General features: G+C 72.0%; 19 protein-coding genes. 7 read left to right on the forward strand and 12 right to left on the reverse strand.

The annotated features are described in order from the left end of the window. Positions 1-86: 86 nt before the first annotated feature. Positions 87-1,508, forward strand: coding sequence for a ricin-type beta-trefoil lectin domain protein (locus tag AB0J72_RS22415; protein WP_363401598.1), 1,422 nt, complete (start codon positions 87-89; stop codon positions 1,506-1,508). Between the two features lie 82 nt (positions 1,509-1,590). Here the strand turns inward: AB0J72_RS22415 and AB0J72_RS22420 are convergent, their stop codons facing one another. Beyond that, on the reverse strand, positions 1,591-2,460 hold the full coding sequence (locus tag AB0J72_RS22420) for an alpha/beta hydrolase (protein ID WP_363401600.1): 870 nt from the start codon (positions 2,458-2,460) through the stop codon (positions 1,591-1,593). A gap of 193 nt (positions 2,461-2,653) precedes the next feature. Between AB0J72_RS22420 and AB0J72_RS22425 the strand changes: the two genes are divergently transcribed. Next, positions 2,654-3,703, forward strand: a complete 1,050-nt coding sequence (locus AB0J72_RS22425) for a pectinesterase family protein (protein ID WP_363401602.1) — start codon at positions 2,654-2,656, stop codon at positions 3,701-3,703. A 797-nt stretch (positions 3,704-4,500) separates the two neighbouring features. Here AB0J72_RS22425 and AB0J72_RS22430 read toward each other — a convergent pair. After that, entirely contained in the window at positions 4,501-5,700 is a 1,200-nt protein-coding gene (locus AB0J72_RS22430) for a helix-turn-helix domain-containing protein (protein WP_363401604.1), read from the reverse strand. 66 nt (positions 5,701-5,766) lie between these two features. On the opposite strand from AB0J72_RS22430, the gene AB0J72_RS22435 reads away from it, so the two are divergent. Together AB0J72_RS22435 and AB0J72_RS22440 are read left to right on the forward strand one after the other, a co-directional pair. After that, on the forward strand, positions 5,767-6,822 hold the full coding sequence (locus AB0J72_RS22435) for a ferredoxin reductase (protein WP_363401606.1): 1,056 nt from the start codon (positions 5,767-5,769) through the stop codon (positions 6,820-6,822). A gap of 248 nt (positions 6,823-7,070) precedes the next feature. Next, a complete protein-coding gene (locus AB0J72_RS22440; RefSeq protein WP_363401608.1) occupies positions 7,071-8,216 on the forward strand; it encodes an acyl-CoA desaturase in 1,146 nt (381 codons plus the stop codon). A gap of 31 nt (positions 8,217-8,247) precedes the next feature. Here the strand turns inward: AB0J72_RS22440 and AB0J72_RS22445 are convergent, their stop codons facing one another. Continuing rightward, positions 8,248-8,478: a DivIVA domain-containing protein gene (locus AB0J72_RS22445; protein WP_363401610.1), complete on the reverse strand. Its 231-nt coding sequence runs from the start codon at positions 8,476-8,478 to the stop codon at positions 8,248-8,250. A 50-nt stretch (positions 8,479-8,528) separates the two neighbouring features. Here AB0J72_RS22445 and AB0J72_RS22450 point away from each other — a divergent pair, with 50 nt between their 5' ends. Beyond that, positions 8,529-9,230, forward strand: coding sequence for a spermidine synthase (locus AB0J72_RS22450; RefSeq protein WP_363401612.1), 702 nt, complete (start codon positions 8,529-8,531; stop codon positions 9,228-9,230). Here the strand turns inward: AB0J72_RS22450 and AB0J72_RS22455 are convergent. After that, positions 9,222-11,204 carry an endo-1,4-beta-xylanase gene (locus tag AB0J72_RS22455; protein WP_363401614.1) on the reverse strand — a complete coding sequence of 661 codons (1,983 nt, stop codon included), beginning with the start codon at positions 11,202-11,204 and terminating at the stop codon, positions 9,222-9,224. The genes AB0J72_RS22450 and AB0J72_RS22455 overlap by 9 nt on opposite strands. A 202-nt stretch (positions 11,205-11,406) precedes the next feature. Here AB0J72_RS22455 and AB0J72_RS22460 point away from each other — a divergent pair, with 202 nt between their 5' ends. After that, entirely contained in the window at positions 11,407-12,150 is a 744-nt protein-coding gene (locus AB0J72_RS22460; protein WP_363401616.1) for a hypothetical protein, read from the forward strand. Between the two features lie 807 nt (positions 12,151-12,957). Here AB0J72_RS22460 and AB0J72_RS22465 read toward each other — a convergent pair. From AB0J72_RS22465 to AB0J72_RS22475, 3 genes are read right to left on the reverse strand one after another with little or no spacing between them, the layout of a single operon-like run. Continuing rightward, on the reverse strand, positions 12,958-13,761 hold the full coding sequence (locus AB0J72_RS22465; protein ID WP_363401618.1) for an ATP-binding cassette domain-containing protein: 804 nt from the start codon (positions 13,759-13,761) through the stop codon (positions 12,958-12,960). Then, positions 13,758-14,780 (reverse strand): ABC transporter permease, encoded by a 1,023-nt coding sequence (locus tag AB0J72_RS22470; protein WP_344504534.1) that lies wholly within the window; start codon positions 14,778-14,780, stop codon positions 13,758-13,760. The genes AB0J72_RS22465 and AB0J72_RS22470 overlap by 4 nt, the downstream gene beginning before the upstream one ends. Before the next feature lie 46 nt (positions 14,781-14,826). Beyond that, positions 14,827-15,891: a substrate-binding domain-containing protein gene (locus AB0J72_RS22475; RefSeq protein WP_363401621.1), complete on the reverse strand. Its 1,065-nt coding sequence runs from the start codon at positions 15,889-15,891 to the stop codon at positions 14,827-14,829. A 196-nt stretch (positions 15,892-16,087) separates the two neighbouring features. On the opposite strand from AB0J72_RS22475, the gene AB0J72_RS22480 reads away from it, so the two are divergent. Continuing rightward, entirely contained in the window at positions 16,088-17,116 is a 1,029-nt protein-coding gene (locus AB0J72_RS22480; protein ID WP_363401623.1) for a LacI family DNA-binding transcriptional regulator, read from the forward strand. A gap of 210 nt (positions 17,117-17,326) precedes the next feature. Here AB0J72_RS22480 and AB0J72_RS22485 read toward each other — a convergent pair whose 3' ends face one another. The 5 genes from AB0J72_RS22485 to AB0J72_RS22505 all read right to left on the reverse strand — a co-directional run bounded on the left by AB0J72_RS22485 (position 17,327) and on the right by AB0J72_RS22505 (position 23,675). Next, positions 17,327-18,106, reverse strand: a complete 780-nt coding sequence (locus AB0J72_RS22485) for an AIM24 family protein (RefSeq protein ID WP_363401625.1) — start codon at positions 18,104-18,106, stop codon at positions 17,327-17,329. Between the two features lie 10 nt (positions 18,107-18,116). Further along, positions 18,117-18,743 (reverse strand): AIM24 family protein, encoded by a 627-nt coding sequence (locus tag AB0J72_RS22490; protein ID WP_344504530.1) that lies wholly within the window; start codon positions 18,741-18,743, stop codon positions 18,117-18,119. Between the two features lie 62 nt (positions 18,744-18,805). Beyond that, positions 18,806-20,347 (reverse strand): TerD family protein, encoded by a 1,542-nt coding sequence (locus AB0J72_RS22495; RefSeq protein WP_363401627.1) that lies wholly within the window; start codon positions 20,345-20,347, stop codon positions 18,806-18,808. A gap of 81 nt (positions 20,348-20,428) precedes the next feature. Next, positions 20,429-22,150, reverse strand: a complete 1,722-nt coding sequence (locus AB0J72_RS22500) for a TerD family protein (protein ID WP_363401629.1) — start codon at positions 22,148-22,150, stop codon at positions 20,429-20,431. A 49-nt stretch (positions 22,151-22,199) separates the two neighbouring features. Next, positions 22,200-23,675, reverse strand: a complete 1,476-nt coding sequence (locus AB0J72_RS22505; protein WP_363401631.1) for a TerD family protein — start codon at positions 23,673-23,675, stop codon at positions 22,200-22,202. Positions 23,676-23,679: the final 4 nt, after the last annotated feature.

Consider the following 23,679-nt stretch of genomic DNA (forward strand, 5'->3'; position numbering starts at 1 on the left):
CCTAAGTGATAGTGAGGACGACACTGGCTACAAACCTGTGACATCGATGTCACGATGTCACGAACCGGCCGCCACCGGGAGTAGTCATGAGACGTTCCATCCATCCGCACCGCCTCCTGCTCGCCGCCGCCGCACTCGTGCTGGTCGCGGCGGGGCTCGGAGCCCACACCGCGGTCGCCAACGCCGGCGAAACCGCGACGTTCAAGATGCCCGCCGACGACCCCGCCCGGGGTCTCGTCTACGGCGGGTTCAAGGCAGGCACCGGCCGCTGCGCCGGCCTGCTCGAGGTCAAGGCCGTGCCGGGCGCCTGCACGCACGGCCCCGACGCGCCGTTCCAGGGCCTCGACGTGTCCAAGTCGGTGCCGCCGCTGACGGGGCTCGCGGTCAACCCGCTCAGCGTCGTCTGCGACGGCGACGGCGTGTCCGGCAACCGCGTGCAGGTCCTGTACGTGCGCGGCTCCGGCAACGCCGACCGCTACAACCAGTACCTCGCGTCGATCCGCACCTGGTCCTCCCAGGTCGACGACATCTACAGCGCCTCCGCCGCGCAGACCGGCGGGACCCGGCACGTTCGGTTCGTCACCGACAGCAGCTGCAACATCACGGTCACGAACGTCGCGATCGCCAACAGCGCGCTCAGCGACTTCGGCAACTCGGTCAACGCGATCAAGGCCCTCGGCTACAACCGCACCGACCGCAAGTACCTCATGTACGTGGACGCCACCGCGCTGTGCGGCGTCGCGTACGTCACCCTCGACGACCGGCCCGGGCAGGACAACGCCAACAACTCCGGCGCCTCGTTCAGCCGGGTCGACTCGGGCTGCTGGTCGGCGGGTCCGGCCGCGCACGAGCTGACCCACGCGATGGGCGCGGTGATGAGCTCGTCGCCGAACCACACCGCGTACGGCCACTGCACCGACGACTACGACATCATGTGCTACAACGACGGCCCCGGCACGGTCATGCGGATCGTCTGCACCGACCAGGCCCAGGACAACCGTCTGGACTGCAACAAGAACGACTACTTCAACACCAACCCGCCCGCCGGGTCCTACCTGGCGACGCACTGGAACACCGCCAACAACCGCTTCCTGATCTCCAGTGGCGGAGGCGGCGGCGGTACGGGCGGGCCGCTCACCCTGACCGGCGTGGGCAAGTGCGTGGACGTCAACGCCGGCGCCACCGCCAACGGCACCAAGGTCCAGATCTGGACGTGCAACGGCACCGCCGCCCAGAAGTGGACGCTGCCCGGCGACAGGACCGTCCGCGCGCTGGGCAAGTGCCTCGACGTCAGCGCCAGCGGCACCGCCAACGGCACCAAGGTCCAGCTGTGGGACTGCAACGGCACCGGGGCGCAGCAGTGGACGTACGTGTCCGCCAGCCAGGCGCTGCGCAACCCGCAGTCGGGACGCTGCCTGGACGACCCGTCAGGCAGTACCACCGACGGAACCCAGATGCAGATCTGGGACTGCAACGGGACCAACGCGCAGCGGGTGACGCTGCCGTAGGTACGCTGTGACAAGACGGACCCGCCGGGAATGTTTCCCCCCTCCCGGCGGGTCCTGCTTGTGTACTGACGGACGGAATTCGTCAGCCCGAGTGCGGGCAGGTGTCGCGGTACTCCTCGATCGCCGACCCGGACGGCTTGGGGCACAGGAACTGCTCGTAGCGGGTGTCGTTGTCGACGAACCGCTTGAGCCAGGAGATGCTGTACTTCGCGACCGTCACGTTGCTGGACGTGGGCGCCGAGTGCGAGGCGTTGTCGAGTTCCAGGTACGCCTTGTCGAGGCTCGCCGGCAGGCTCGTGTAGAACGGCTCGGCGTGCGAGGCGACCGGCGCGACGCTGTCGTTCTCGGCGCCGATGATGAGCGTCGGGACCTGCACCGACGACCAGGTCTTCGTGGTGTTCCAGGGCGTGAGCGGGATGGCGGCCTGCAGCGCGGGCCGGGTCGTGGCCGCGGCGAGGCTGCCGCCGCCACCCATGGAGTGGCCCATGACGCCGAGCCGGCTCGCGTCGATGCGGGTGCGCACGGAGCTGCCGCCGGTCAGGTAGTCCAGCGCGGCGAGCAGCTGGCGGCCGCGACTGGCCGGCTGGTCCAGGGTGGACAGGGTGTCGATGGTGATGATGACGAAGCCCTGCGAGGCGAGGCGCGGGCCGAGCCAGGCGACGCTGGACTGCGACGCGGTGTAGCCGGGTGAGATCGCGACGGCGCCGAAGGTGCCGGCGGTCGTGCTGGTCGGGTAGTAGATGGTGCCGCCGCCGAACCCGGTGACGCTGCCGCGCGCCACCGTGGTCTGGGCGATGGCGAACGACCCGCGGGTGGCCTCGATGGAGGCGACGGTGGGTGCGGGGCCGCGCTCGTACGGGTTGGCCGCGAGCGCGGGCATGGCCTGGCCGCCGCCGAACGTCACGGCGAGCGCCGCGACGACGACCAGGGCGAGCCGTCTGAGGTGGTGCATGGCGGGCTCCTCATATTGGCATCGATAAATGCCAGGCCAGTCTGGAGCCACTCCGCTACCGGTGGGTAATCCCGCGACGGACCATCCTCCGGCACTATGACGGCGCCCGCCCTTCATGAAAACCCGTTATGAAAGCGCATTCCTGAGGCGCTCGGGTCTTGCCGGGGCAGCAAACGTTTGCAAAGCTCGATGGATGACCTCCCGCCGAACCCTGCTCACCGCCGCGCTCGGCGCGGTCGCCGGTAGCGCCACCGCCGGCCTCGCCGCGTCCCCCGCCGGCGCGTGGCCGGGCCCGCACCTGACGGTCGCCGCCGACGGCTCGGGCGACCACACCAGCATCCAGGCCGCCGTGGACGCCGTGCCGTCCGGGAACCCCGGCCCGTTCACCATCAAGGTCAGGCCCGGCGTCTACCGCGGTCAGGTGATCATCCCCGCCGACAAGCCCGGCATCGTGCTGCGCGGCCAGGGCGCCGACCCGACCCAGGTGGTGATCGTCGACGACCGCGCCAACGGCACCCCTCGCCCGGACGGCGGCACGTGGGGCACCTCGGGCAGCGCCTCGGTCACCATCTCCGGCGCCGGCTTCTCCGCCCGCAACCTGACCTTCGCCAACGACTTCGACGAGGCCGCCCACCCCGAGATCACCTCGAAGCAGGCCGTCGCCGTGCTCACCCGCGCCGACCGCGTCGCCTTCGACAACGTCCGCTTCCTCGGCAACCAGGACACCCTGTACGTCAACACCCCCGACGCCACCACCATCAGCCGCGTCTACCTGCGCAAGTGCTACGTCGAGGGCGACGTCGACTTCATCTTCGGCCGCGCCACCGCCGTCTTCGACCGCTGCGAGATCCGCTCCCTGAACCGCGGCTCGACCACCAACAACGGCTACGTGACCGCCGCGAGCACGTCGATCGCCAACCCGTACGGCTTCCTGATCGTCAACAGCAAGCTGACCAGCGACGCCCCCGCCGGAACGGTCTTCCTGGGCCGTCCGTGGCACCCGAGCAACGACCCGAACGCGATCGCCCAGACCGTCATCCGCGACTCGACCCTGGGCGCGCACATCGCCGCCGCCCCGTGGACCGACTTCGGCACCTGGTCGTGGCGCGACGCCCGCTACGCCGAGTTCCACAACCGCGGCCCCGGCGCCGCGATCACCGCCGACCGCCCCCAACTGACCCCGGACCAGGCCGCCGCGACCACCATCGACGCCTACCTCGGCGACTGGCACCCGCAGCACTGACCACAGCCCGGAGCACGTCGCCGACCCGACCCGACTCGCCCGCCTGCCGACCCAGACGTTGGTCAATACCCCGCCCCACATAGACGTCGCGCGATCCACCTACATTTTGAAGATCATCTCGTAGGTGGATCGCACACCTTCAATGGAACAAAGGCCTCATACGGGGGCATTGACCAATGTCTGCGTCCGGGAACGGAAGCAACCCAGAGCCGGAAGGCAACCCCGGACGCCGCGTCGTTCCACCAACTGCACAACAAGCACGGGACGGCGACACCCGCAGCGCAAAGGCGGCCGGCAGCGGCGAGCACCCGCGTGACCGGCTCCGACGGCGAGTTCAAACTGGTCGGCGACCTGACCCTCCGCGACGCCACGCGTGAGGTCAGATCCGGTCGAGGCGTTCCGGCACGTCAGGCGGGCGGCCCGGCTACCCGAGCACGTCGGGCGGGCGGCCCCGCTACCCGAGCACGTCGGGCGGGCGGGCCCGGCTACCCGAGCACGTCGGGCGGGCGGCCCGGCTGCCCGAGCGAGAGTTGCCGCGGCGGCGGACTCGACGGGGCGGGCGCGGCAGCGCCGCGGTGACGGCGCGCGCGGCCCGGGTTGCTGCGATTCGCCGGCAGGGAGGGGACGGCTGGCGTGGGCGGTTGCGGCGGACGGAACGGAGGGCGGCGGCGGTGGCGCACGGTTTTCAACACACCGTAACGCACGCAAAAAAATCGGACAGCGAATCTGTCCACCGGTCAGGCACCGAGTGTAGTGCGTGCTGGTGGGTGTCGTGCAAACCGTGCTGGGGTGGGGTTTCAGGGGGTGACGGTGGGGGTGCCCAGGGCGACGGTCAGCAGGAGGAGCCACTCGGGGTCGCGGAGGCGGTCGCCGTACAGCTCGCGGAGCTTGGCCACGCGGTAGCGGACGGTCTGCGGGTGGACGAAGAGGTCGGCGGCCACCTCGTCGCGGCGGCCCTGGTGCAGCAGCCAGCTGCGCAGGGTCTCGACGAGCTTCGTGACGGTGGACTCGCGCTCGCCGGCGAGCGGGGCCAGAGCCTGTTCGCGCAGGTCGGCCAGGGCGCGGGGGTCGGCGGTGACGACCAGGTCGACCAGGTGCTCCTCGGTGTCGACGGGGGCGGCGCCCGGGAAGAGCCGGGACACGCGGACGGCGCGCTCGAACGAGTGGCGGGCCAGGGACCACGGCACGGGCGGGCCGGTGACGGCGCCGTGCGGGGCGACGAGGCGCAGCAGGTGGCCGCGGGCGGCGCCGTGGGCGTCGGGGACGAGCAGGACCGACGTGTCGCGGAGGTGCTCGACGGTGGTCTGCAGGGTCCGCGGGTCGAGCAGGTCGACGACGGGCCGGATGGCGCGGATGCCGCTGTCCGGGAGCAGGACCGCGGTCAGGGTCTGCGGCGCGGTCCAGTCGGCGGCCTCGGCGGCGACCGCGGCCGCCGCGACGGCCTGGGCGGGCTCGCCCACCAGGAGGCTCTGCGCGAGGCGGTCCAGGGCGCGGCGGCGGGCGCGGCCGGAGGTCGCGAGCTCGTCGGAGTGGCCGGTGACGCTCGCCGCGGACAGCTCGTCGATGTACGCGAAGGTCAGCTCGGCGAAGCGCGCGAGGGCCGGTGCCGCCATGCCGGCGCCGACGGTGACGGCGGCGAGCTCCCGCCACGCGACCCTGGCGCCGACCCGGTACGCGGCGAGGAGCGCGTCGAGGCTGCGGCCGGAGCGGGCCTCGCCCCGGCCGAGCGCGTACGCGCCCTCGAGGGACGCGGCCATGGGTGAGGGGCCGGTCTTGCGGGAGGCCAGGTTCAGGAAGCCGCCGAGCGCGGCGCGGACCGCCAGCTCGATCTTCGTGCCCATCTCGCCGGTGAGGGCTCCGGCGTACGCGGGAACCTCCTGGACGATGGCGGCCACGGCGTGACCGGCGACCTCCGGCAGGGCGTGACGGAGTGACTCGGTGACGCCGGCCTGCAACCGGAAGGCGCCGAGCGCGGTGGTTTTGTCTTCAGGGAACAAGAATCACGCCTCGATTCACGCGGACCGGTCATGATTTTATCCTGAACATCCCCTCATGCTGGAGCCATGGTCGCTGCTCAAGCCCTACGCGCCGGCGCCTGGCGGGTCGTCGAGCTCCTGACGACGCCGCTGGTGCCGGGCGACTACCTCGACGTGATCGCGCCGCTGCGCAACGCCGACGTGTTGCGGGCGAAGGTCGTCGCGGTCCACCGGGAGACGGAGCGGGCGGTCACCCTCACGCTGCGGCCGGGGCGCGGCTGGCGGCGGCACGAGCCCGGGCAGTACCTGCGGCTCGGCGTGGACGTCGACGGGGTCCGCCTGTGGCGGGCGTACTCGCTGACCAGCGCGCCCGACCGGCCCGACGGGCTGGTGACGGTCACGGTGAACGCGGTCGCCGGCGGTGCGGTGAGCCGCCACCTGATCGACCGGGCCCGCCCCGGCATGCTGCTCGGCCTGGAGCGCCCCACCGGCGAGTTCACCGGCGCGGACGCGGCGGCGAAGGTCCTGTTCGTCACGGCCGGCAGCGGTCTCACCCCGGTGATGGGCATGTTGCGCTCCACCCGTCTGGCGGATGCGGTACTCGTACACTCCGCGCCGACACGACACGACGTCCTCTTCGGCGACGAGCTGCGGGGGCTCGCCCGCGACGGCAGGGTCAGGCTGGTCGAGCGGCACACCCGCGTCGACGGCCGCCTCTCCCCCGCCGACCTCGAGACGCTCGTCCCGGACCTCGCGGAGCGCGACACGTGGGCCTGCGGCCCCAGCGACATGCTCGACGAGCTGACGCGGCACTGGACGGGCCGGCGGGAGCTCCGCGTCGAGCGGTTCCGGCCCGCGATCGTCGCCGGTGACGGCGACGGCGGCACGGTGACGTTCCAGCGGTCCGGCAAGGTCGTCGAGGCCGGCCCGGGCACGCCGCTGCTGGAGGCCGGCGAGGCCGCCGGGGTCCTGATGCCGTCCGGCTGCCGGATGGGCATCTGCTTCGGCTGCGTGCTGCCGCTGCGCGAGGGCGCCGTCAGGGACCTGCGCGACGGCCGGGTCACCACCGCCACGGAGGGCGACAACGTCCTCGTCCAGACGTGCATCTCCGCCGCCGCAGGCCCCTGCCGGCTCGAAGCCTGAAACCGGCAGCCGACCCAGACCGGCCCCGAAGCAAGAAGCACCACCGGCCCGGAGCAAGAAGCACCACAGGCCCTGAAGCAAGAAGCACCACCGGCCCGAAGCAAGAAGCACCACAGGCCCCGGAGCAAGAAGCACCACCGGCCCGGAGCACGAAACCCCGCCCCGAAGCACGAAAAACCGACGCCGACCCCCGCCGGCCGAATCACGAACGCCGCCCCCGGCCCACCGCTGAAAGGACCCCGCCGAACGTGACCACGTTGCAGCGCAAGCCCGTCAACCCCGTCGGCCACCTGACGCCGCAGGACATCGAGGCGATCGGCCGCGAACTCGACGCGATCCGCGACGAGGTCATCAGCAGCCGGGGCGAGCGCGACGCGGCGTACATCCGGCGGGTCATCAAGGTCCAGCGCTGGCTGGAGCTCGGCAGCCGCGGCGTCCTGCTGTTCTCGATCCTGCCGCCGGCGTGGCTGGTCGGCACGGCCGGCCTGGCGGTGGCGAAGATCCTCGAGAACATGGAGATCGGCCACAACGTCATGCACGGCCAGTGGGACTGGATGCGCGACCCGAAGATCCACTCGACGACGTGGGAGTGGGACAACGCGTCACCGTCGGAGCAGTGGAAACACTCCCACAACGAGCTGCACCACACGTACACGAACGTCATCGGCCGCGACAACGACCTCGGCTACGGGATCATGCGCGTCGACGAGGACCAGCGGTGGCACCCGGTCCACCTGGGCCAGCCGCTGTGGAACTTCGTCAACGCGTGCTTCTTCGAGTACGGCATCGCCGCGTACGACCTGGAGCTCGGCCGGAACCTGTCGACGAAGGAACGCCGTCGCAGCCCGCAGTTCAAGGCCGGCGTCCGGCAGGTGCTGCGCAAGATCGGGCGCCAGGTGGCGAAGGACTACGTGCTGCACCCGCTGCTGTCGGGCCCGTCGTTCCTGCACACGATCGCGGCGAACGCGGTCGCGAACCTGATCCGCAACCTGTGGACGCACTCCGTCATCATGTGCGGGCACTTCCCGAAGGGCGTCGAGACGTTCGAGAAGTCGTCGATCGAGGGCGAGACCCGCGGCGAGTGGTACCTGCGCCAGATGCTCGGCTCGGCGAACATCTCCGGCGGGCGGCTGATGCACCTCATGACCGGCAACCTGTCGTTCCAGATCGAGCACCACCTGTTCCCGGACCTGCCGAGCAACCGCTACCAGGAGATCGCCCCGAAGATCCAGGACCTGTTCCAGCGGTACGGCCTGTCGTACACGAGCGGTCCGCTGCCGAAGCAGGTCGCCTCCGCGTGGGCGAAGGTGTTCCGGCTCGCGCTGCCGAACCGGCGGACCGCGCCGAAGCCACCGGCGCCCACACGGCGCCGCGAGCCCGTGGGCGTCTCCTGACAGCGTCTCGGAGCAGCGTCTCGGAGCGGCGCTACGCGCGGTCGTCCGGGCGGCCCTTGCCGATGCGGCGCAGGTAGTGGTCGACGGCGGCCTTGTCGTAGCCGCGCCACGAGGCGGACGGGAAGCTGACGGCGTTCGCCGCGGCCGCCGCCTCGGCCCGCCGGGCCGGGTCGCCGGACTCCAGCGCCGCGGTCGTGGACGCCACGAACGCGTCGACGCGGGCCCGGTCGTAGCCGCGGAAGATGACCGGAAATTCGCTCATGTTCCCAGTCTGCGCCGCGGGACCCGCCGGCGCCACGCTAGGGTGCGTCGATGACACGTCGGTTCGAGGAGCTCGACTGGCAGCAGACCCCCATCGGCGAGGTCAGCCTGCGCCGGCGGCGGGAGCCGTCGCTCGGCGTCGAGGTGCACGAGGTGAAGCTCGGCGACGAGTACCTCATGTCGAGCCTGTTCACGGTCGCGGAGGTCGAGCTGGCCCGGCTGGGCCTCGCCGCGCTGCCCGAAGGCCCCCTCGACGTGGTCGTCGGCGGGCTCGGCCTCGGGTACACCGCCCACGCCGTGCTCCAGGACCAGCGGGTCCGGTCCCTGGTGGTCGTCGACTTCCTCGACGCCGTCATCGGCTGGCACCGGCGGGGGCTGCTGCCCCTGTCGGAGGCGCTGACCGGGGACCCGCGCTGCCGGTTCGTCCACGGCGACTTCTTCGCCCTGACCGACGGCGGCGCGGGCTACGGCCCGGCGGACGCCGTCCTCGTCGACATCGACCACTCCCCGCGGCACCTGCTGCACCCCGGCAACGGCGGCTTCTACACCGTCGCCGGGCTGCGCCGCCTCGCCGGGCACCTGCGGCCCGGCGGCGTCTTCGGGCTCTGGTCCGACGACCCGCCGGACGAGGCGTTCACGGCCACCCTGTCCGAGGTGTTCGCCGGCGTACGGGCATCGGTCGTCACGTTCGACAACCCGCTGCTGCGCCGCACGTCGGCGAACACCGTCTACACCGCGGTCAGGTCACCGTAGGGTGCACGCCGTGCCGTTGAGCGTGAACGCCGACGGGTCGGTGTTGCCGCCGGTGTACGAGGCGAGGAAGCCGAAGTTCGCCGACGCCCCGGCGGGGATGGTGCCGTTCCAGGCGGCGTTGACGGCGGTGACCGCGGCGCCGGACTGGGTCAGGACCGTGCTCCAGGCCTGACTCACCTGCTGGTTCCCGGCGAACGTCCAGCGCAGCGTCCACCCGTTCACGGCCGCCGAGCCGGTGTTGGTGACCGTGACGTCGCCGGCGAACCCGCCGCCCCAGTCGTTCTTCGCGTAGTGCACGGCGCAGCCTGTACCGCCGGAAGACGCCGACGACGAGGGCGACACCGACGGCGACCTGGACGGCGACCTCGACGCGGACGGGGAGACCGAAGCGGACGGGGACCTCGACGCGGACGGCGACACCGAGACCGACGCGGACGCCGAGGCCGAGCCCGACGTCGGGGTGCCCTCGGTCTGGATGGTGACGTCGTCGAGGTACAGGTCGCCGGTCGTGTCCGTCGTCTCCAGGTACACCGACAGCGCCGTCGCGCCCGGCAGGAACAGGTAGTCGCCGGAGAGCCGGGTCCACGTGGTGCTGATCGCCGTGTTGGCGCTGACGTTCTCGTAGCGGGTGGCGGTGCCGTTCTGCCGCTGCATGCTGAGCCTGGCGGTGCCCGACCCGGACGCGGTGCGCGCCCACGCGGAGACCGTGTACAGCTTGCCGGGGGTGAGCAGGTCCAGGACCGGGCGGGTCGGGCCCTGCCACGTCGCGGTCCGGCCCGACGACAGGACGCTGCCGGTGCCGCCGTGCGCGGCCGCGGTGCTGGCCGCCGTGACCTCGCTGCCGCGCGAACCCCAGCCGGCCAGGCCCGCCTCGAACGGCCACGACGCGACCGTCACCAGGCTCGGCGTCGCCGGCGGCTCCGGCACGCTCGGGGTGCCGCCGAGCGCCTCGACGACCGCCGAGTACGCGGGCCGGGCCCGCCACTGCTCGTCGAAGAGGAGGGCGGCGCCGTACCCGGGGAAGAACGCCGGCACCCACGAGTCGGCCTCGCCGACGCCCCACGTCGTCACCCCCGTGCACCCGGCGACGGCGGCGCACGCCCCGACGACCGCCCGGTAGTCCGCGGCCTGCTGGGTGAGCTCCGACGCGTCGGCGGGCAGCGGGATCCGCACGTCGAGCTCCGTGATCTCGACCTTCAGGCCGAGCGCGGTGAACCGCTCGATGTTCTGCCGCAGCGTCGACGGGACCTGCCCGACGATCAGGTGCGCCTGCAGGCCGACACCGTCGATCGGCACGCCGCGGGCCTGGAGGCGCTGCACCAGGTTGTACAGCCCGGTGCTCTTCGCGTTGACGCCCTCGACGTTGTAGTCGTTGATGTACAGCTTCGCCGCCGGGTCCGCGGCCCGCGCCGCGGTGAGCGCGTCGGCGATGTAGTCCTCACCGAGCCGCTGGTACCAGACGGACGAGCGGAACGTGCCGTCCTCGTTGAACGGCTCGTTGACGACGTCCCACTGGGCGACCTTGTTCTTGAAGTGCCCGGCCACCCCGGTCACGTGGTCGAGGAGCACCTGGCGCTGTTCCGCGGCGGTACGGTCGGCGCTCACCCACGCCGGCAGCTGGCTGTGCCACACGAGCGTGTGCCCCCGCAGCCGCTTCCCGGTCGTGCGCGCGTAGTCGGCGATGAAGTCGGCGGCCGCGAAGTCGAACTGGCCCTGCGCCGGCTCGGTCGCGTCCCACTTGCCCTCGTTGCCCATCGTCACCGAGTTGAACTGCGTGTCGGCGACGTACCGCCACTGGCTGGACGCGAGGGTCTTGACCCCGGCGGCCGTCCCGATCGAGAACCCGCGCGCCGTGGCCACCTGGGCCAGGGTCGGCCCGGCCGCGGCGAGCGCGGGCAGCACGCTCACCCCACCGGCCACCAGTGCCACCACGGCGGCCGCGATCCCCGCGGCGCGCACCCGTCGTTGCCTCATGCCTGTCGCCTCCTTCATCGGCGGCGCTCACGCCGTCACCTCCGCTGCGCTCCGGCGCCGGCCTGAGCCACACCTGCAACACCGGTGAGCGGCCCGAGCCGCTTCGCTGGCCGCTCACGACAGCACGGGTCGATGTCCCGGGACAACGGGGCCACCCCGCCCCCGCAGGTCGGCGCGGGTGCGGCCGGTGAAAGATGCACGGGTGAGCTGTTATCTGCTGGAGTTCTCGGTCGGCCCGGGCGGCGCCCGCCAGGGCGACATCCACGCCGGCCGCGACCTCGCCGCGCTCCGGGCCGCGTTCGACCGCCGGTACGACGACGACCACCTCGCGTACATGACGCTCTGGTACGGGGCGGTGCTGCACCTCTGGGTCGTGCAGGACGGCACCCTCGCCGGCGGGTTCGACCTGCACCCGTTCCTGCGTACCGGCGACCCCCGGCACGACGCGACGGTCGCCGCCCTCCTGGAGTCCCAGCGCGACGGCGAGCCATGGGACCTGTTCGACCGGATCACCGACCCCGGCGACATCGAGTCCCTGGACGCGGTCCGGATCGTCACACACTTCCTGGACCTGCAGGCCCGCGCGGCGACGGACCCGGCCGCGGCGGCCGCGCTGGAGGCCCTCGACGAGGCGGTCCTCGACGGGGACGTGCCACCCGTCCCCGGCCCGCCGTGCCGCCTCACCCTCGACTGGCCGGCGATCGAGTCCCAGCTGCCGCCGCTGCGCGAGCCGCTGCTGCGCCCGGGCCAGCCGACCACCTTCACGTGGACCGACGCCACCGCCCCTACCGCCGACAGCTACCTGCACCACGCCGACGAGCTGTACCTGGGCTTCAACGACGTCGAGAGCGGCTACGACGAACTCGACCCCGTCACCACCCCGTCACCCGCCGCAACCCAACTCGCCGTGTCACACCACCACGCCGACGACCGTGACGGTGCGTAACCCACCCAGCCGCCGATTTGCAGGGCGTTGCTACGGTATTTAGAGCGGTACCGATACCGGCACCCGCCACGTCCTCCCGACGTACGGCGGCCCACGCCGGGCCCGTGACCTCTGGCACCACCCGCACTCGCACCCCATCGCACCCACCACCCGCCCGCGCCCGCGCGGTCACCGGGCAGCCTCCTCGCCATCCTCGCCGAGGAGGCGGTCCCGCCCGCCGCGGTCACCGAGCGACAACCTCGGCGTCGGAGCTCACGCGGCCACCGACGCAGCAGGCCCGTCGCATCGTCGCCGCCGGTCGCCGCGGACCTGGGTCAGCACCGCAGCGTCGATGCCCCTGGGTCAGCACGCAGCGTCCGTGCCTCCGGGTCAGCACCACGGCGTCCGTGCCTCTGGGTCAGCACCACGGCGTCCGTGCCTCTGGGTCAGCAACGCGGCGTCGGTGCCGAGGCGGGCCAGGGCGACGGCGACGTTGGCGGGGCTGCCGCCGGGGTACGCCTCGGGGCGGCCGGTGGACCCTCGATCAGGTCCACCGGGGCCTCGCCGAGGACGGTGATCACGCGTCACCGTCGTTGCGGCCGTCAGAGCGGCCCGGGATCTCGGCCGGCGTCGTGGGGCCGGTCGTGACGGCGGCGGTGATCACGCGTCACCGTCCTCAGCGCCGTCAGAGTGGCCTCGGGGGTTCGGCCGGCGTCGTGGGGCCGGGCGCGACGGCGGCGGTGATCACGCGTCACCGTCCTCAGCGCCGTCAGAGTGGCCTCGGGGGTTCGGCCGGCGTCGTGGGGCTGGTCGTGACGGCGGCGGTGATCACGCGTCACCGTCCTTGCCGCCGGCAGGGCGGCCCGGGGTTTCGGTCAGCGTCGTGGCGCCGGTCATGACGGCGACCGCCTCCGACATGGTGTGGGAGCGGGGGGTGATGAGGCCGGCGCAGCGGCCGAGGCGCTGGATGTGGATGCGGTCGGCGACCTCGAAGACGTGGGGCATGTTGTGGCTGATGAGGATGACGGGCAGGCCGCGGGAGCGGACCTCGTCGATCATCTTCAGGACCTGGTTGGACTCGCGGACGCCGAGGGCGGCGGTCGGCTCGTCCAGGACGATGACCTTGCTGCCGAAGGCGGCGGCGCGGGCGACGGCGACGGCCTGGCGCTGGCCGCCGGAGAGGGTCTCGACGGGCTGGGTCATGTTTTGCAGGGTGCCGATGCCCAGGTCGGCGAGGGCTTGGGCGGCGTCGCGGCGCATGCCCTTCTTGTCGAGCATCCGCAGGACGGTGCCGAGCGGGCCGGGGCGCAGGCGTTCCCGGCCGAGGTAGAGGTTGCTGGCGATGTCGAGGGCGGGGGCGACCGCGAGGGTCTGGTAGACGGTTTCGATGCCGGCGTCGCGGGCGTCCTGCGGCCGTTTGAAGTGCACCGGCCTGCCGTCCAGCAGCAGAGTGCCGGCGTCGGGGACCAGGGCGCCGGTGAGGCACTTGATGAGTGTGGACTTGCCGGCGCCGTTGTCGCCGATGACGGCGAGGACCTCGCCCGGGTGCAGGTCGATGTCGACGCCGTCGAGGCCTACGACCCGGCCGAAGGTCTTCACCAGGCCGCGGGCGGAGAGCACGGGGGCGGTCATGCGCGGACCCTCCTGATCCACTGGTCGACGGCGACGGCGAGCAGGACGAGCAGGCCGACGGCGAGGACGCGGTACTGGTCGTCGACGCCGGCGAGGGACAGGCCGCTGCGGAAGAAGCCGACGATGAGGGCGCCGAGCAGGGTACCGAGGACGGCGCCGCGGCCGCCGAAGAGGCTGGTGCCGCCGATGACGACGGCGGTGATGCTTTCCAGGTTGGCGTCGGTGATCGCGTTGGGGCTGGCGGCGCCGGCGCGGCCGATGAGGATCCAGGCGGTGAGGCCGTAGATGGCGCCGGCGGTGACGTAGACGCTGAGCAGGACCCGGTCGACGCGGATGCCGGCGAGCCGGGCGGCCTCCTTGTCGTCGCCGACCGCGTACACGTGCCGGCCCCATGCGGTGTTGGCGAGGGCGAAGCCGACCACGACGTACAGGACGGCGACGAGGACCACGCCGGCGGTGATGCGGAAGCGGCCGATCGCGAACGTCTCCCCGGTCCAGTTGAGCAGTGCCGGCAGGTCGGCGGACTGGACGCTCTGGCCCTTCGAGTACAGCAGCCCGATCGCGGTGAAGACGCTGAGGGTGCCGAGCGTGACGATGAACGGTGGCAGCCCGATGCGGGTGACGAGCGCGCCGTTGAGGGTGCCGGCGGCGACGCCGACGGCGATGCCGACGAGCACGGCGAGGACGCCGGGGATGCCGCCGTCCGAGGCGAGCTTCGCGGACAGCATCATGGCGAGGATCGTGACGGCGCCGACGGAGAGGTCGATGCCGGCGGTGAGGATGACCAGGGTCTGCCCGACGGCGAGGGCGCCGATGACGGCGACCTGCTGCAGCACCAGCGACAGCGCGTTCGGCTGGGCGAAGCGCGGGTTGATGAGCGAGAACACGGCGAAGGAGAGGACGAGCACCAGGAACGGGCTGATCGCCGGGTACGAGTGCAGCACGTGCTGGACCCGCTGGATCGGCGACCGGCGGCGGAGCGCGAACTGCTCGGCGGCGGTGCTCGCGAGCGCGGTCACGACGTACCCCAGCAGCGACCGGCGACGGCAGAACCGACGAGCGCGGTCATGACTTGCCCCAGCAGCGGCTGGTGGCGGCGGTGCTGTCGATGCTCTCCACGCCCGCGGCCGGCTTGTCCGTGACGAGGGTGACGCCAGTGTCGAAGAAGTCGAGGCCGCCGGTGACCTTCGGCTTCTCGCCGCCGGTGGCGATCTGCTTGATCGCCTTCACGCCGAGCTCGGCCATCTTCGTCGGGTACTGCTGCGACGTCGCGTTGATGAGCCCGTCCTTGACCTGCTTGACGCCGTCGCAGCCGCCGTCGATGGAGACGACGAGGACGTTCTGCGTGCCGGCGGCCTTGAGGGCCTTCTGCGCGCCGACGGCGGCCGGCTCGTTGATGGTATAGACGACGTTGACCGAGGGGTTCTTCGTCAGGCAGCGTTCCATGGCGGTACGCCCACCGTCCTCCGCCCCGCCCGTCGGCTCGTTGCACACGATGCTGTACGTGCCGCCGGAGTAGCTGCCGGTCTTCGCCTCGTCGCCGTTGCGTTTCTTGTCCTTGACGTCGATCCCCATGCCGGTCAGGAAGCCCTGGTCCCGGTTGTAGTCCACCGAGACGATCTTGTCGTTGAACAGGTCGAGCATGGCGATCGTGGCGGGTTTGCCGCCGAGTTGCGCGGCGGTCCACTTGCCGATGAGCTCGCCGGCCTTGAAGTTGTCGGTGGCGAACGTGATGTCCACGGTGTTCGCCGGGTCCGGCGGGGTGTCGAGGGCGATGACGTACAGGCCGGCGTCGCGGGCCTTCTTGATCGCCGGGTTGACGCCCGGGCCGTTCGGCGTGATGAGGATGCCCTTGTCGCCGCGGGCGATGGCGTCCTCGATGGCCTGCACCTGGCCGGCCTCGTCGCCGTCGGCCTTGCCCGCGGCGACGGTCAGCTTGACGCCTTCGGCGGCGGCGGCCTGCTTCGCGCCGTCCTGCATGGTGACGAAGAAGGGGTTGGTCGAGTTCTTCGTGATCAGCGAGACCGACACCTGGCCGTCACCGCTGTCGTCGCCGCACGCGCCGGTAAGGCCGGCGGCGACCAGCGCGACGGCGAGCAGCCCTGCCGCCGGACGGTTGCGTGGGATCATGTCAACTCCTCGAGGCAGCTTTGACAACGATGTCAAGGAGTGTCGACTCACCTCATCATGATTGTCAATATGACGGCGCTGATGCTCTTGGCGCTGTACGGCAGCAACTTGACATCGTTGTCAAAGCGACCTGCGTCGGGGACACTTGGCGGGCCCGGCGATAATGGTGCAGCCGATCTTGCCGCGAGGGAGTGCCGTGGACAGCGCCGCCCGTGCCCGCCCGACGCTGCGCGACGTGGCGCAGCTGGCGGGGGTCAGCCCGAAGACGGTGTCGCGGGTCGTCAACGGCGAGCCGGGCGTCAGCCCGTCGAAGGCGGGCGCCGTCGAGCGGGCGATCAGGCAGCTGGAGTACCGGCCCAACATCACCGCGAGCAGCCTGCGCCGCGCGGGCGGCCGCACCGCCGCCGTCGCCGCCGTCCTCGAGGACGTCTCCAACCCGTTCTCCTCGGCGCTGTACCGGGCGCTCGAGGACGTCGCGCACGCCCGCGACGTGATGGTCTTCGCCGGCAGCGTCGAGGAGGACCCGTCGCGCGAGCGTGCCCTCGTCCGGGCGTTCGCGATGCGCCAGGCCGACGCGATGCTGATCGTGCCGGCCAGCGACAACCAGGCGTACCTGACCCGCGAGGTCACCACCGGGACGCCGCTCGTCTTCGTCGACCGCCCGCCCGTCGGCCTGCACGCCGACGCCGTCCTCGTCGACAACGAGTCAGGCGCCGCCGACGCGGTCCGCCACCTCGCCGCCCACGGGCACCGCGACATCGCCTTCCTCGGCGACCTGCACACGATCGCGACGGCCCGGCGCCGCTTCCAGGGCTACAAGGAGGCCCTCAGCGACCACGGCATCCGGCCCGACCCCGCGCACATCGCGCACGACCTGCACACCACCGAGGCGGCCGAGGCCGCGTTCGGCCGGCTCCTGGACTCCGCCACCCCGCCGACGGCGTGCTTCAGCGCGCAGAACCTCATCACGATCGGCGCGATCCGCGCCCTGCGCGCCAGGGGGCTGCAGCACCGGGTCGCGGTCGTCGGCTTCGACGACTTCCCCCTGGCGGACCTGCTGGAGCCGGCGGTGACGGTGGTGTCGCAGGACCCGTACCGGATGGGCCGGGTCGCCGCCGACATCCTGTTCCGCCGCCTCGACGGCGAGGACTGGGAGCCAACCACCCACCTGGTCGAGACCCGCCTGATCGTCCGCGGCTCCGGCGAGCTCCCCCCACCCACCTGAACACCCGAGCCCCGCTGGTCGATGCACGAATGCCGCGAACCCGGGCATTGACCAGCGTCTGGTCCGGCGGAACCGCGATCCGAAGAGGAGCGGCGACTGCGGGCGGGGTAAGGCCGCGTTGCGGCGGCGGGTGGTTGTGGCGGGGCGAACGAGTGCGGTCCCGGGCGGCGAGCGCCACCCGGGACCGGTCGGATCGTCAGTTCGGACGGGTCAGCGGCCGCCGCCCATGCCGCCGAAGAAGTTGTTGCCCTGCATGCCGCCCTGCTGGCCGAGGCCGAAGCGGCCGGCCATGTTGGTGCCGGCGAGGGCGTCGTAGGGCGGCATGAGCTCGGCCGGCTGGACCACGACGAAGCCTTCGCCGGTGAACTGCATCTGCCAGCTCTCGCCCGTGTTGCCGCGGGGGCGCCACACCGACGAGGACGTGACCGCCGCCTGCATGCTGACCTGCAGGCTCGAGCTCCAGGCGATGACCGCGTCGGCGTCGGCGAAGTAGTAGTTGTTCGGGGTGACCCGCATGACCAGCGGCGCGCCGGTCGTGGTGACCGCCACCTTGCCGTTGCCGTTGAGGTCGATGTTGTAGCCGCCGGCGCCGGCGATCTCCACCTGCGAGTCGATGCGGACGATGTCCCAGCGCAGCTGGGTCTCGAAGGCGAGGACGTTGTTGCCGTCGACGGTGAGGCCGTCGCCGGTGAGGTCGAGGACGTGGATGTCCTGGGCCTGGTTGGCCAGGAACACCGTGCCGCTGCCGGAGACCTTCATCAGGTTCAGGCCCTCGCCGGTGAAGTGCCGGGCGATGTGCGAGCCCCAGCCCTGGTACTGCGCGTCGAAGTTCACGCCGCCCTGGTAGGCGACCATCGCGCCCTTGCGGGCGTAGAACTCCCGCATGCCGCTGGCCTGGCCGAGGGTGGCCTTGAGCATCTTGCCGTTCTGCAGCGCGAAGCGCTCGTTGCTCTGGACTTCCTGGTTGGCCAGCAGGGAACTCTGATACATGTCTGCCTCCTCAGCCCCGGACCGAGACCGCGGGGCGCGCGTCCTCGCTCGGCTGGACCATCACGAAACCCTGCCCGGAGAAGCCGAGCTGGAACGACTCACCGGAGCCACGGCCGATGAGGCTGCCGAAGCGGGCGGTGCGCTTGGGGCTGATGCTCAGCCCGTCGGTGAAGCCGACGAGCGCGTCGGTGTCCACGTAGGTCGGCGCCTCGCGGGTGTCGAGGACGACGGGCGTGCCCTTGCTGGTCAGCGCGACCCAGCCGTTGCCGCGGATGACCACGTTGAACATGCCCATGCCGGACAGCATGCTGACGCCCTTGACCCGCTCGATGCTCCACTGGAGGGTCGCGTCGAAGGCGAGGATGTTCTTGCCGTTGACGGACAGGCCCTCGCCGGCGAGCTGCACGACGACGACCTCCTTGCCGTAGTCGGCGAGGTAGAGCTCGCCCTGGCCGGTGGCGGTCATCAGCGGCACGCCCTCGCCGGTCGCCCAGGAGCGGGCCATCTGGCCCAGCTGCGGCGGGTTGGGGTTGAAGTCGATGAGCCCCTCGTAGGCGATCATCGAGCCGGTGCGGGCCATGAGATCCTGACCCGGCCCCATGATGATCTTGGCGATCTTGCTGCCGTGAAGACTCATCCGGTCCCGGACCTGCGTCTGGCCATAGTGTTGGAGCAGCGGACTCTGCACAGCGTCCCCTTTCAGACCTCGTAGGGCTGGACCACGACGAAGTGGCCCTGCATTCCCATGAACTGGAGCGCGACGGACTCGCCGCTGGCGCCGGCGTAGATCTGCCGGGACACCCGGACCTGCGTCGACACCGCGACCCGCATGCCGGCGGTCCAGGCGACGACGGCGTTCATGTCACCGAACGTCGGGCCCTGGCACTGCAGCGTGACCGGGGTGCCCTTGGTCATGACCACGACGGTGCCCTGGCCCCTGACCTCCAGGTGGAACATGCCGCCACCCGGGATGCCGGGGCTCTCGATCCGCTTGACCTCGGTCTGGAGGGTCGAGTCGAAGGCGAGCACGTTGTTGGCGTTGATGCACAGCGCCTGGCCCTGCAGCTCGACGATGTGCAGGTCGTTGGCGTTCTCGGCGAGGAACACCTCGCCCTGGCCCTTCAGCGTCATGAGCTTCAGGCCCTGGCCGGTCATCGCGCCCTCGAACATCGCCTTCAGGCCGCCGGAGCCCTTGTACTCGAACTCGACGTTGCCCTGGTAGGCGACCATCGACCCGCGCCGCGCGTGGGCGTCCGGGCCGAGGGTGACCTTGACGAGCTTGCCGTTCTGCTTCGTCCAGCGGCCGGTGGTCGGCGCTTCCTTGTACTTCTGGATGCTGTGCATGACGCCGGGCTGGACCCGCTGCGCCTGCGACGGCAGCAGGTCGCCCTGCTGCGGCGGGTAACCGGGCTGGCCCTGCGGCGGGTACCCAGGCTGGCCCTGCGGCGGGAAGCCCTGCTGCTGGGGCGGGTAACCAGGCTGGCCCTGCGGCGGATAGCCGGGCTGCTGCGGCGGGTACCCGGGCTGGCCCTGCGGCGGGAAGCCCTGCTGCTGCGGCGCCGGCGCGAACTGCTGCTGCTGGGGCGGCGGAGGCGGCGGCGCGAACTGCTGGGTCGGCGGCGGGGGCGGCGGGGCGAAACCCTGCTGCGGCGCAGCGCCACCGGGCGGCGGCGCGAAGCCGGGCGCGGGACCCGCAGGCGCCGGCGCGGGCTCGTCGTCGACGTTGCCACCGTACGAGCGGATCAGGTCGGCGAGACCGCCGGCGAAGCCCTGCCCGACGGCGGCGGCGCGCCAGACACCCTTGCGGTAGAGGTCGCCGATGATGATCGCCCGCTCGGTGCCGAAGTCGGCGCCGGTGAAGCTGTACCGCATGACCTCCTGCCCGCCCGCGACGATGCGCAGGTAGCCGGACTGGAGCTGGCTGGCGGTGCCGGACGTCTCGATCGCCGCGCAGAACGACAGCTTCGCGACCTTCTCCGGCACGGCGTTGAGCGTCGCCCGGAACGAGTCGGTGTCACCGGACTGCGGGCCCAGCTTCTGGATCGACCCCTCGGGCGACTTCGGCTGGTTGAAGAAGATGAAGTAGTTGTCGTCCACGAGCTTGTCGTCGGCATCCAGCCCGAAGCACGAGATGTCCCACGTGATCCCGGGAGCGTTCAACTGGATGCCTACATACAGATCATCTCCCGTGGTGAAGTTCGAAATCGGGCTCTTCTGCCCCCGAGTGAATGACTGAGACACGTGATCTCCTCGGCTACAACGACAGCGCGTCTGCGATCAACTTATAGCGGCACCGGACAACCCCCGCGGGACACGGCCGGTTCATTGCCCGTTCGCCTGACGGGCGAGGCGGGCCAGGATCTCGTCGACGGCGGCGCTGCCCGTGGTCACGTCCGGCGTGAACGTCCAGGTCAGCCCCACCCACGGGTCGCCCATGTGGTCGCCGGACAGGACCGGCAGCCGGGCCATCGAGCGCCACACCGCCCCGACCATCGGGCCGAGCGTGGAGGAGTCCGCCGGGTCGGCGACCATCAGCACGTGCACGCCGGCCTCGGGGCCCTCGTTGAGCAGGTACTGCAGGCGGGCGAAGGTGGCCTCGTCGAAACCGTACGGGAAGTCGTGCAGCACGAGCAGCCGCCGCCCGCCGTCGATGTTCTCGTAGGGCGAGCCCATCGCGCCGGCGCGCATCGCCATCTGCACCAGGTCGACCCGCTCGACGAGGTGCTCCAGCATGTCGCTGAGCGCCTGCGGGGTCGCGGCGACCGGCACCGACGCCGCCCCGCCGGGCGCGCCGCCGAGGTGGGCGCCGTCGAAGGCGCGGCCCGCGGCGCCGCCGCCGGCGAGGTCCGCCACCTGCACGCTGAGCTGGCCCGGCGGGTGCGCGGCGAGGAGCCGCACGACGACGGAGCGGGCCATCGCCTGGGCCGCGGCCCGGTCGGCGCCGGTCGAGTCGATCCACAGCGCCCGCATCAGCGGCAGCCGGAACAGCAGCGGGATCCGCAGCTCCGGCGACTCCGGCACGTGCACGTCACCGACGCGGATGCCGGCGGTCATCGTCTCCGGCAGGCGCCAGTCCCGCCAGCGCGGGCTGTCCCAGGCGGCCATCGGCGCCGGGAGTGTCCCCGAGAGGCTCCTGAGCTCGGTGACGAGCTGGTCGACGTCGCGGCGGCGGTCCGTCTCGGCGCGGCGGACGAGCTCGTCGTGGCGGCGGTCGGCCTCGGCGCGGGCCGCGGCCGTCTGCGGCGAGTTGCGCAGCCGCGGGTCGTTGAGCAGCTCGCCGACCTCGTTGTCGCGGCGCTGCTCCGCGTAGCCGACGGCGGAGCGCAGCGCCGACGTGGACCGGGCCGCGTCCTGGAAGATCGACCACACCTGCTGGTAGAGGCGCTCCTCCAGGGGGCCGCCGACCTCCGGCAGCGGCTGCTGCGAGGCGGCGGCGGCCGGGGCCGCGCCGGTGCCGGGGAAGTGCGGCGACGACGTCACCGGCCCCGACGTGCCCGGGAAGTGCGGGGACGACGTCACCGGCGCCGGTGGCGGCTCCTCCTGCTCGACGTCCACCCCGTGCGCCGCGATCAGCTGGGCCAGGCCGCCGGAGTAGCCCTGGCCGATGGCGCGGACCTTCCAGGCGCCGCCCCGGCGGTACAGCTCCCAGGCGATGACGGCCCGTTCCTCGCTGAGGCCCTGCATGGTGAACGTCCCCAGCTCCGTGCCGGTCGCCTCGACGAGCCGGGCGACCGGCGCCGGGCCGGACCCGAACGTCATGGTGCGGTCGTCGGGGCTGATGACGGCGATGACCCGGTCGACGTCGGCGGGGATCTTCGCCAGGTCGATCTCGACCCGTTGCGCCCCGCCGGCGCCGCCGGTCAGCCACGTCAGCCCCGGCGCCGCCGGCTGGTTGTAGAAGACGAAGTCACCGTCGGTCCGGACGCGTCCCGTCTCCGCGAGCAGCAACGCCGACAGGTCGACCGCGACGCTCGCGTCGACCATGATCCTGACCTGCTGCGCCGCCAGGGGCGCGTTCTGCCCCTTGACGAAGACCACCGTCATTGTTCCCCCTCCTGATGCCGACGGATCCTGACTTCTGACTGCCGGGGCCCTACAGGAAGCGGCCGAGCTGCGGGATCATCTCCAGCGGCTGCTTGGCGTTCTGGGGCTCGCCGATCGCCGTCATCTTCCAGGCGTTGCCGTCGCGGTGCAGCTTGGCCATGACCATGCCGGTGCTCGGCGTGCCGCCGGAGAGCGTATAGCGGGTGAGCTCCGCGCGGGTCGTCTCGTCCACCAGCCGACAGAAGGCCTGCTCGACCTGCGCGAAGGTGTGCCCCTCGTACGACGTGACCACGAAGATGATCGAGGTGACGTGGGCGGGGACGCGGTTGAGGTCCACGACGATCGACTCGTCGTCGCCGTCGCCGGCGCCGGTGCGGTTGTCACCGGTGTGCTGGACGGAGCCGTCCTTGCTGCGCAGCTGGTTGAAGAACGCGATGTCCACCGGCTGCTTGTCGGCGAACAGGATCGCCGAGGCGTCCAGGTCGATCTCGACCTCGCGGTTGCCGAACAGGCCGCGCTTCTTCAGCGGGTCCCAGCCGAGACCCATCCGGACCAGGCTGAGCGACGTGCCGTCCTGCTTGCGCAGCGACACCCGCTGGCCCTTGCTGAGGTTGACGGGGCCGCCGGGGCCGCCGACCGGGGCGTCCTGCGGCGGGGCGGCGGGCTGCGGCGGCGCGACCGGCGGCATCTGCTGGGTCGGCTGCCCGTACGGGGCGGCGGGAGGCTGCTGACCGTAGGCCGGGGCGGCCGGCGGCTGCTGGCCGTACGGGGCGGCGGGAGGCTGCTGCCCGTAGGCCGGGGCGGCCGGGGGCTGCTGGCCGTACGGCGGCGGGTTGTGCTGCGGGGTCTGCTGCCCGTACGCCGGCGTCTCCTGCGGCGGTGCGACGTGCGCGGGCGCCGTCTGCGCGGGCATCGTGTACACCGGCGCGGCGGGCGGCGGCGGCGTGGCGGGCGGCTGGGCCACCGGCGGCGCGGACTGCGGGGCCGGCGGGGCGGACTGCGGGGTCGCGGCCGGCGCCGGCGCGTCGTCGACCGACACGCCGTGGTCGCGGACCAGGTCGGCGAGGCCGCCGGCGTAGCCCTGGCCGACGGCCCGGACCTTCCAGTCGGCGCCGCGGCGGTAGATCTCCAGCGCGATGACCATGCTCTCGGTGTCCAGCCCGGTGATCACGTACTGGACGAGCTCGGCGCCGGCCTGGTCGAACACCTTGGCGACCGGCGGGGCGAACTGCCCGAACCGCTGGCCGGTGCCGTCGACGCTGACCACGACGCGGACCTTGTCGACGTCGGCCGGGATCGCGCCGGTGGTGACCGACGCCTGCCACCTGCCGCCGCCGGTGTCACTGACGGAGACACCGGGGCCCTGCGGCTGGTTGTAGAAGACGAAGTCGGCGTCGGTGCGCACCTTGCCGGCCGCCGTCACCAGCAGCGCGGACAGGTCGGTGGCGACGCCGACCTCCACCACGACGCGCACGTCGTTGGCGGTCAGCGCGGTGTTCTGGCCCTTCACCAGCACGGTGGCCATGCTC

Source organism: Dactylosporangium sp. NPDC049742, from assembly GCF_040674675.1.
In the GTDB taxonomy this organism is placed as follows: Bacteria; Actinomycetota; Actinomycetes; order Mycobacteriales; family Micromonosporaceae; genus Dactylosporangium; species Dactylosporangium maewongense.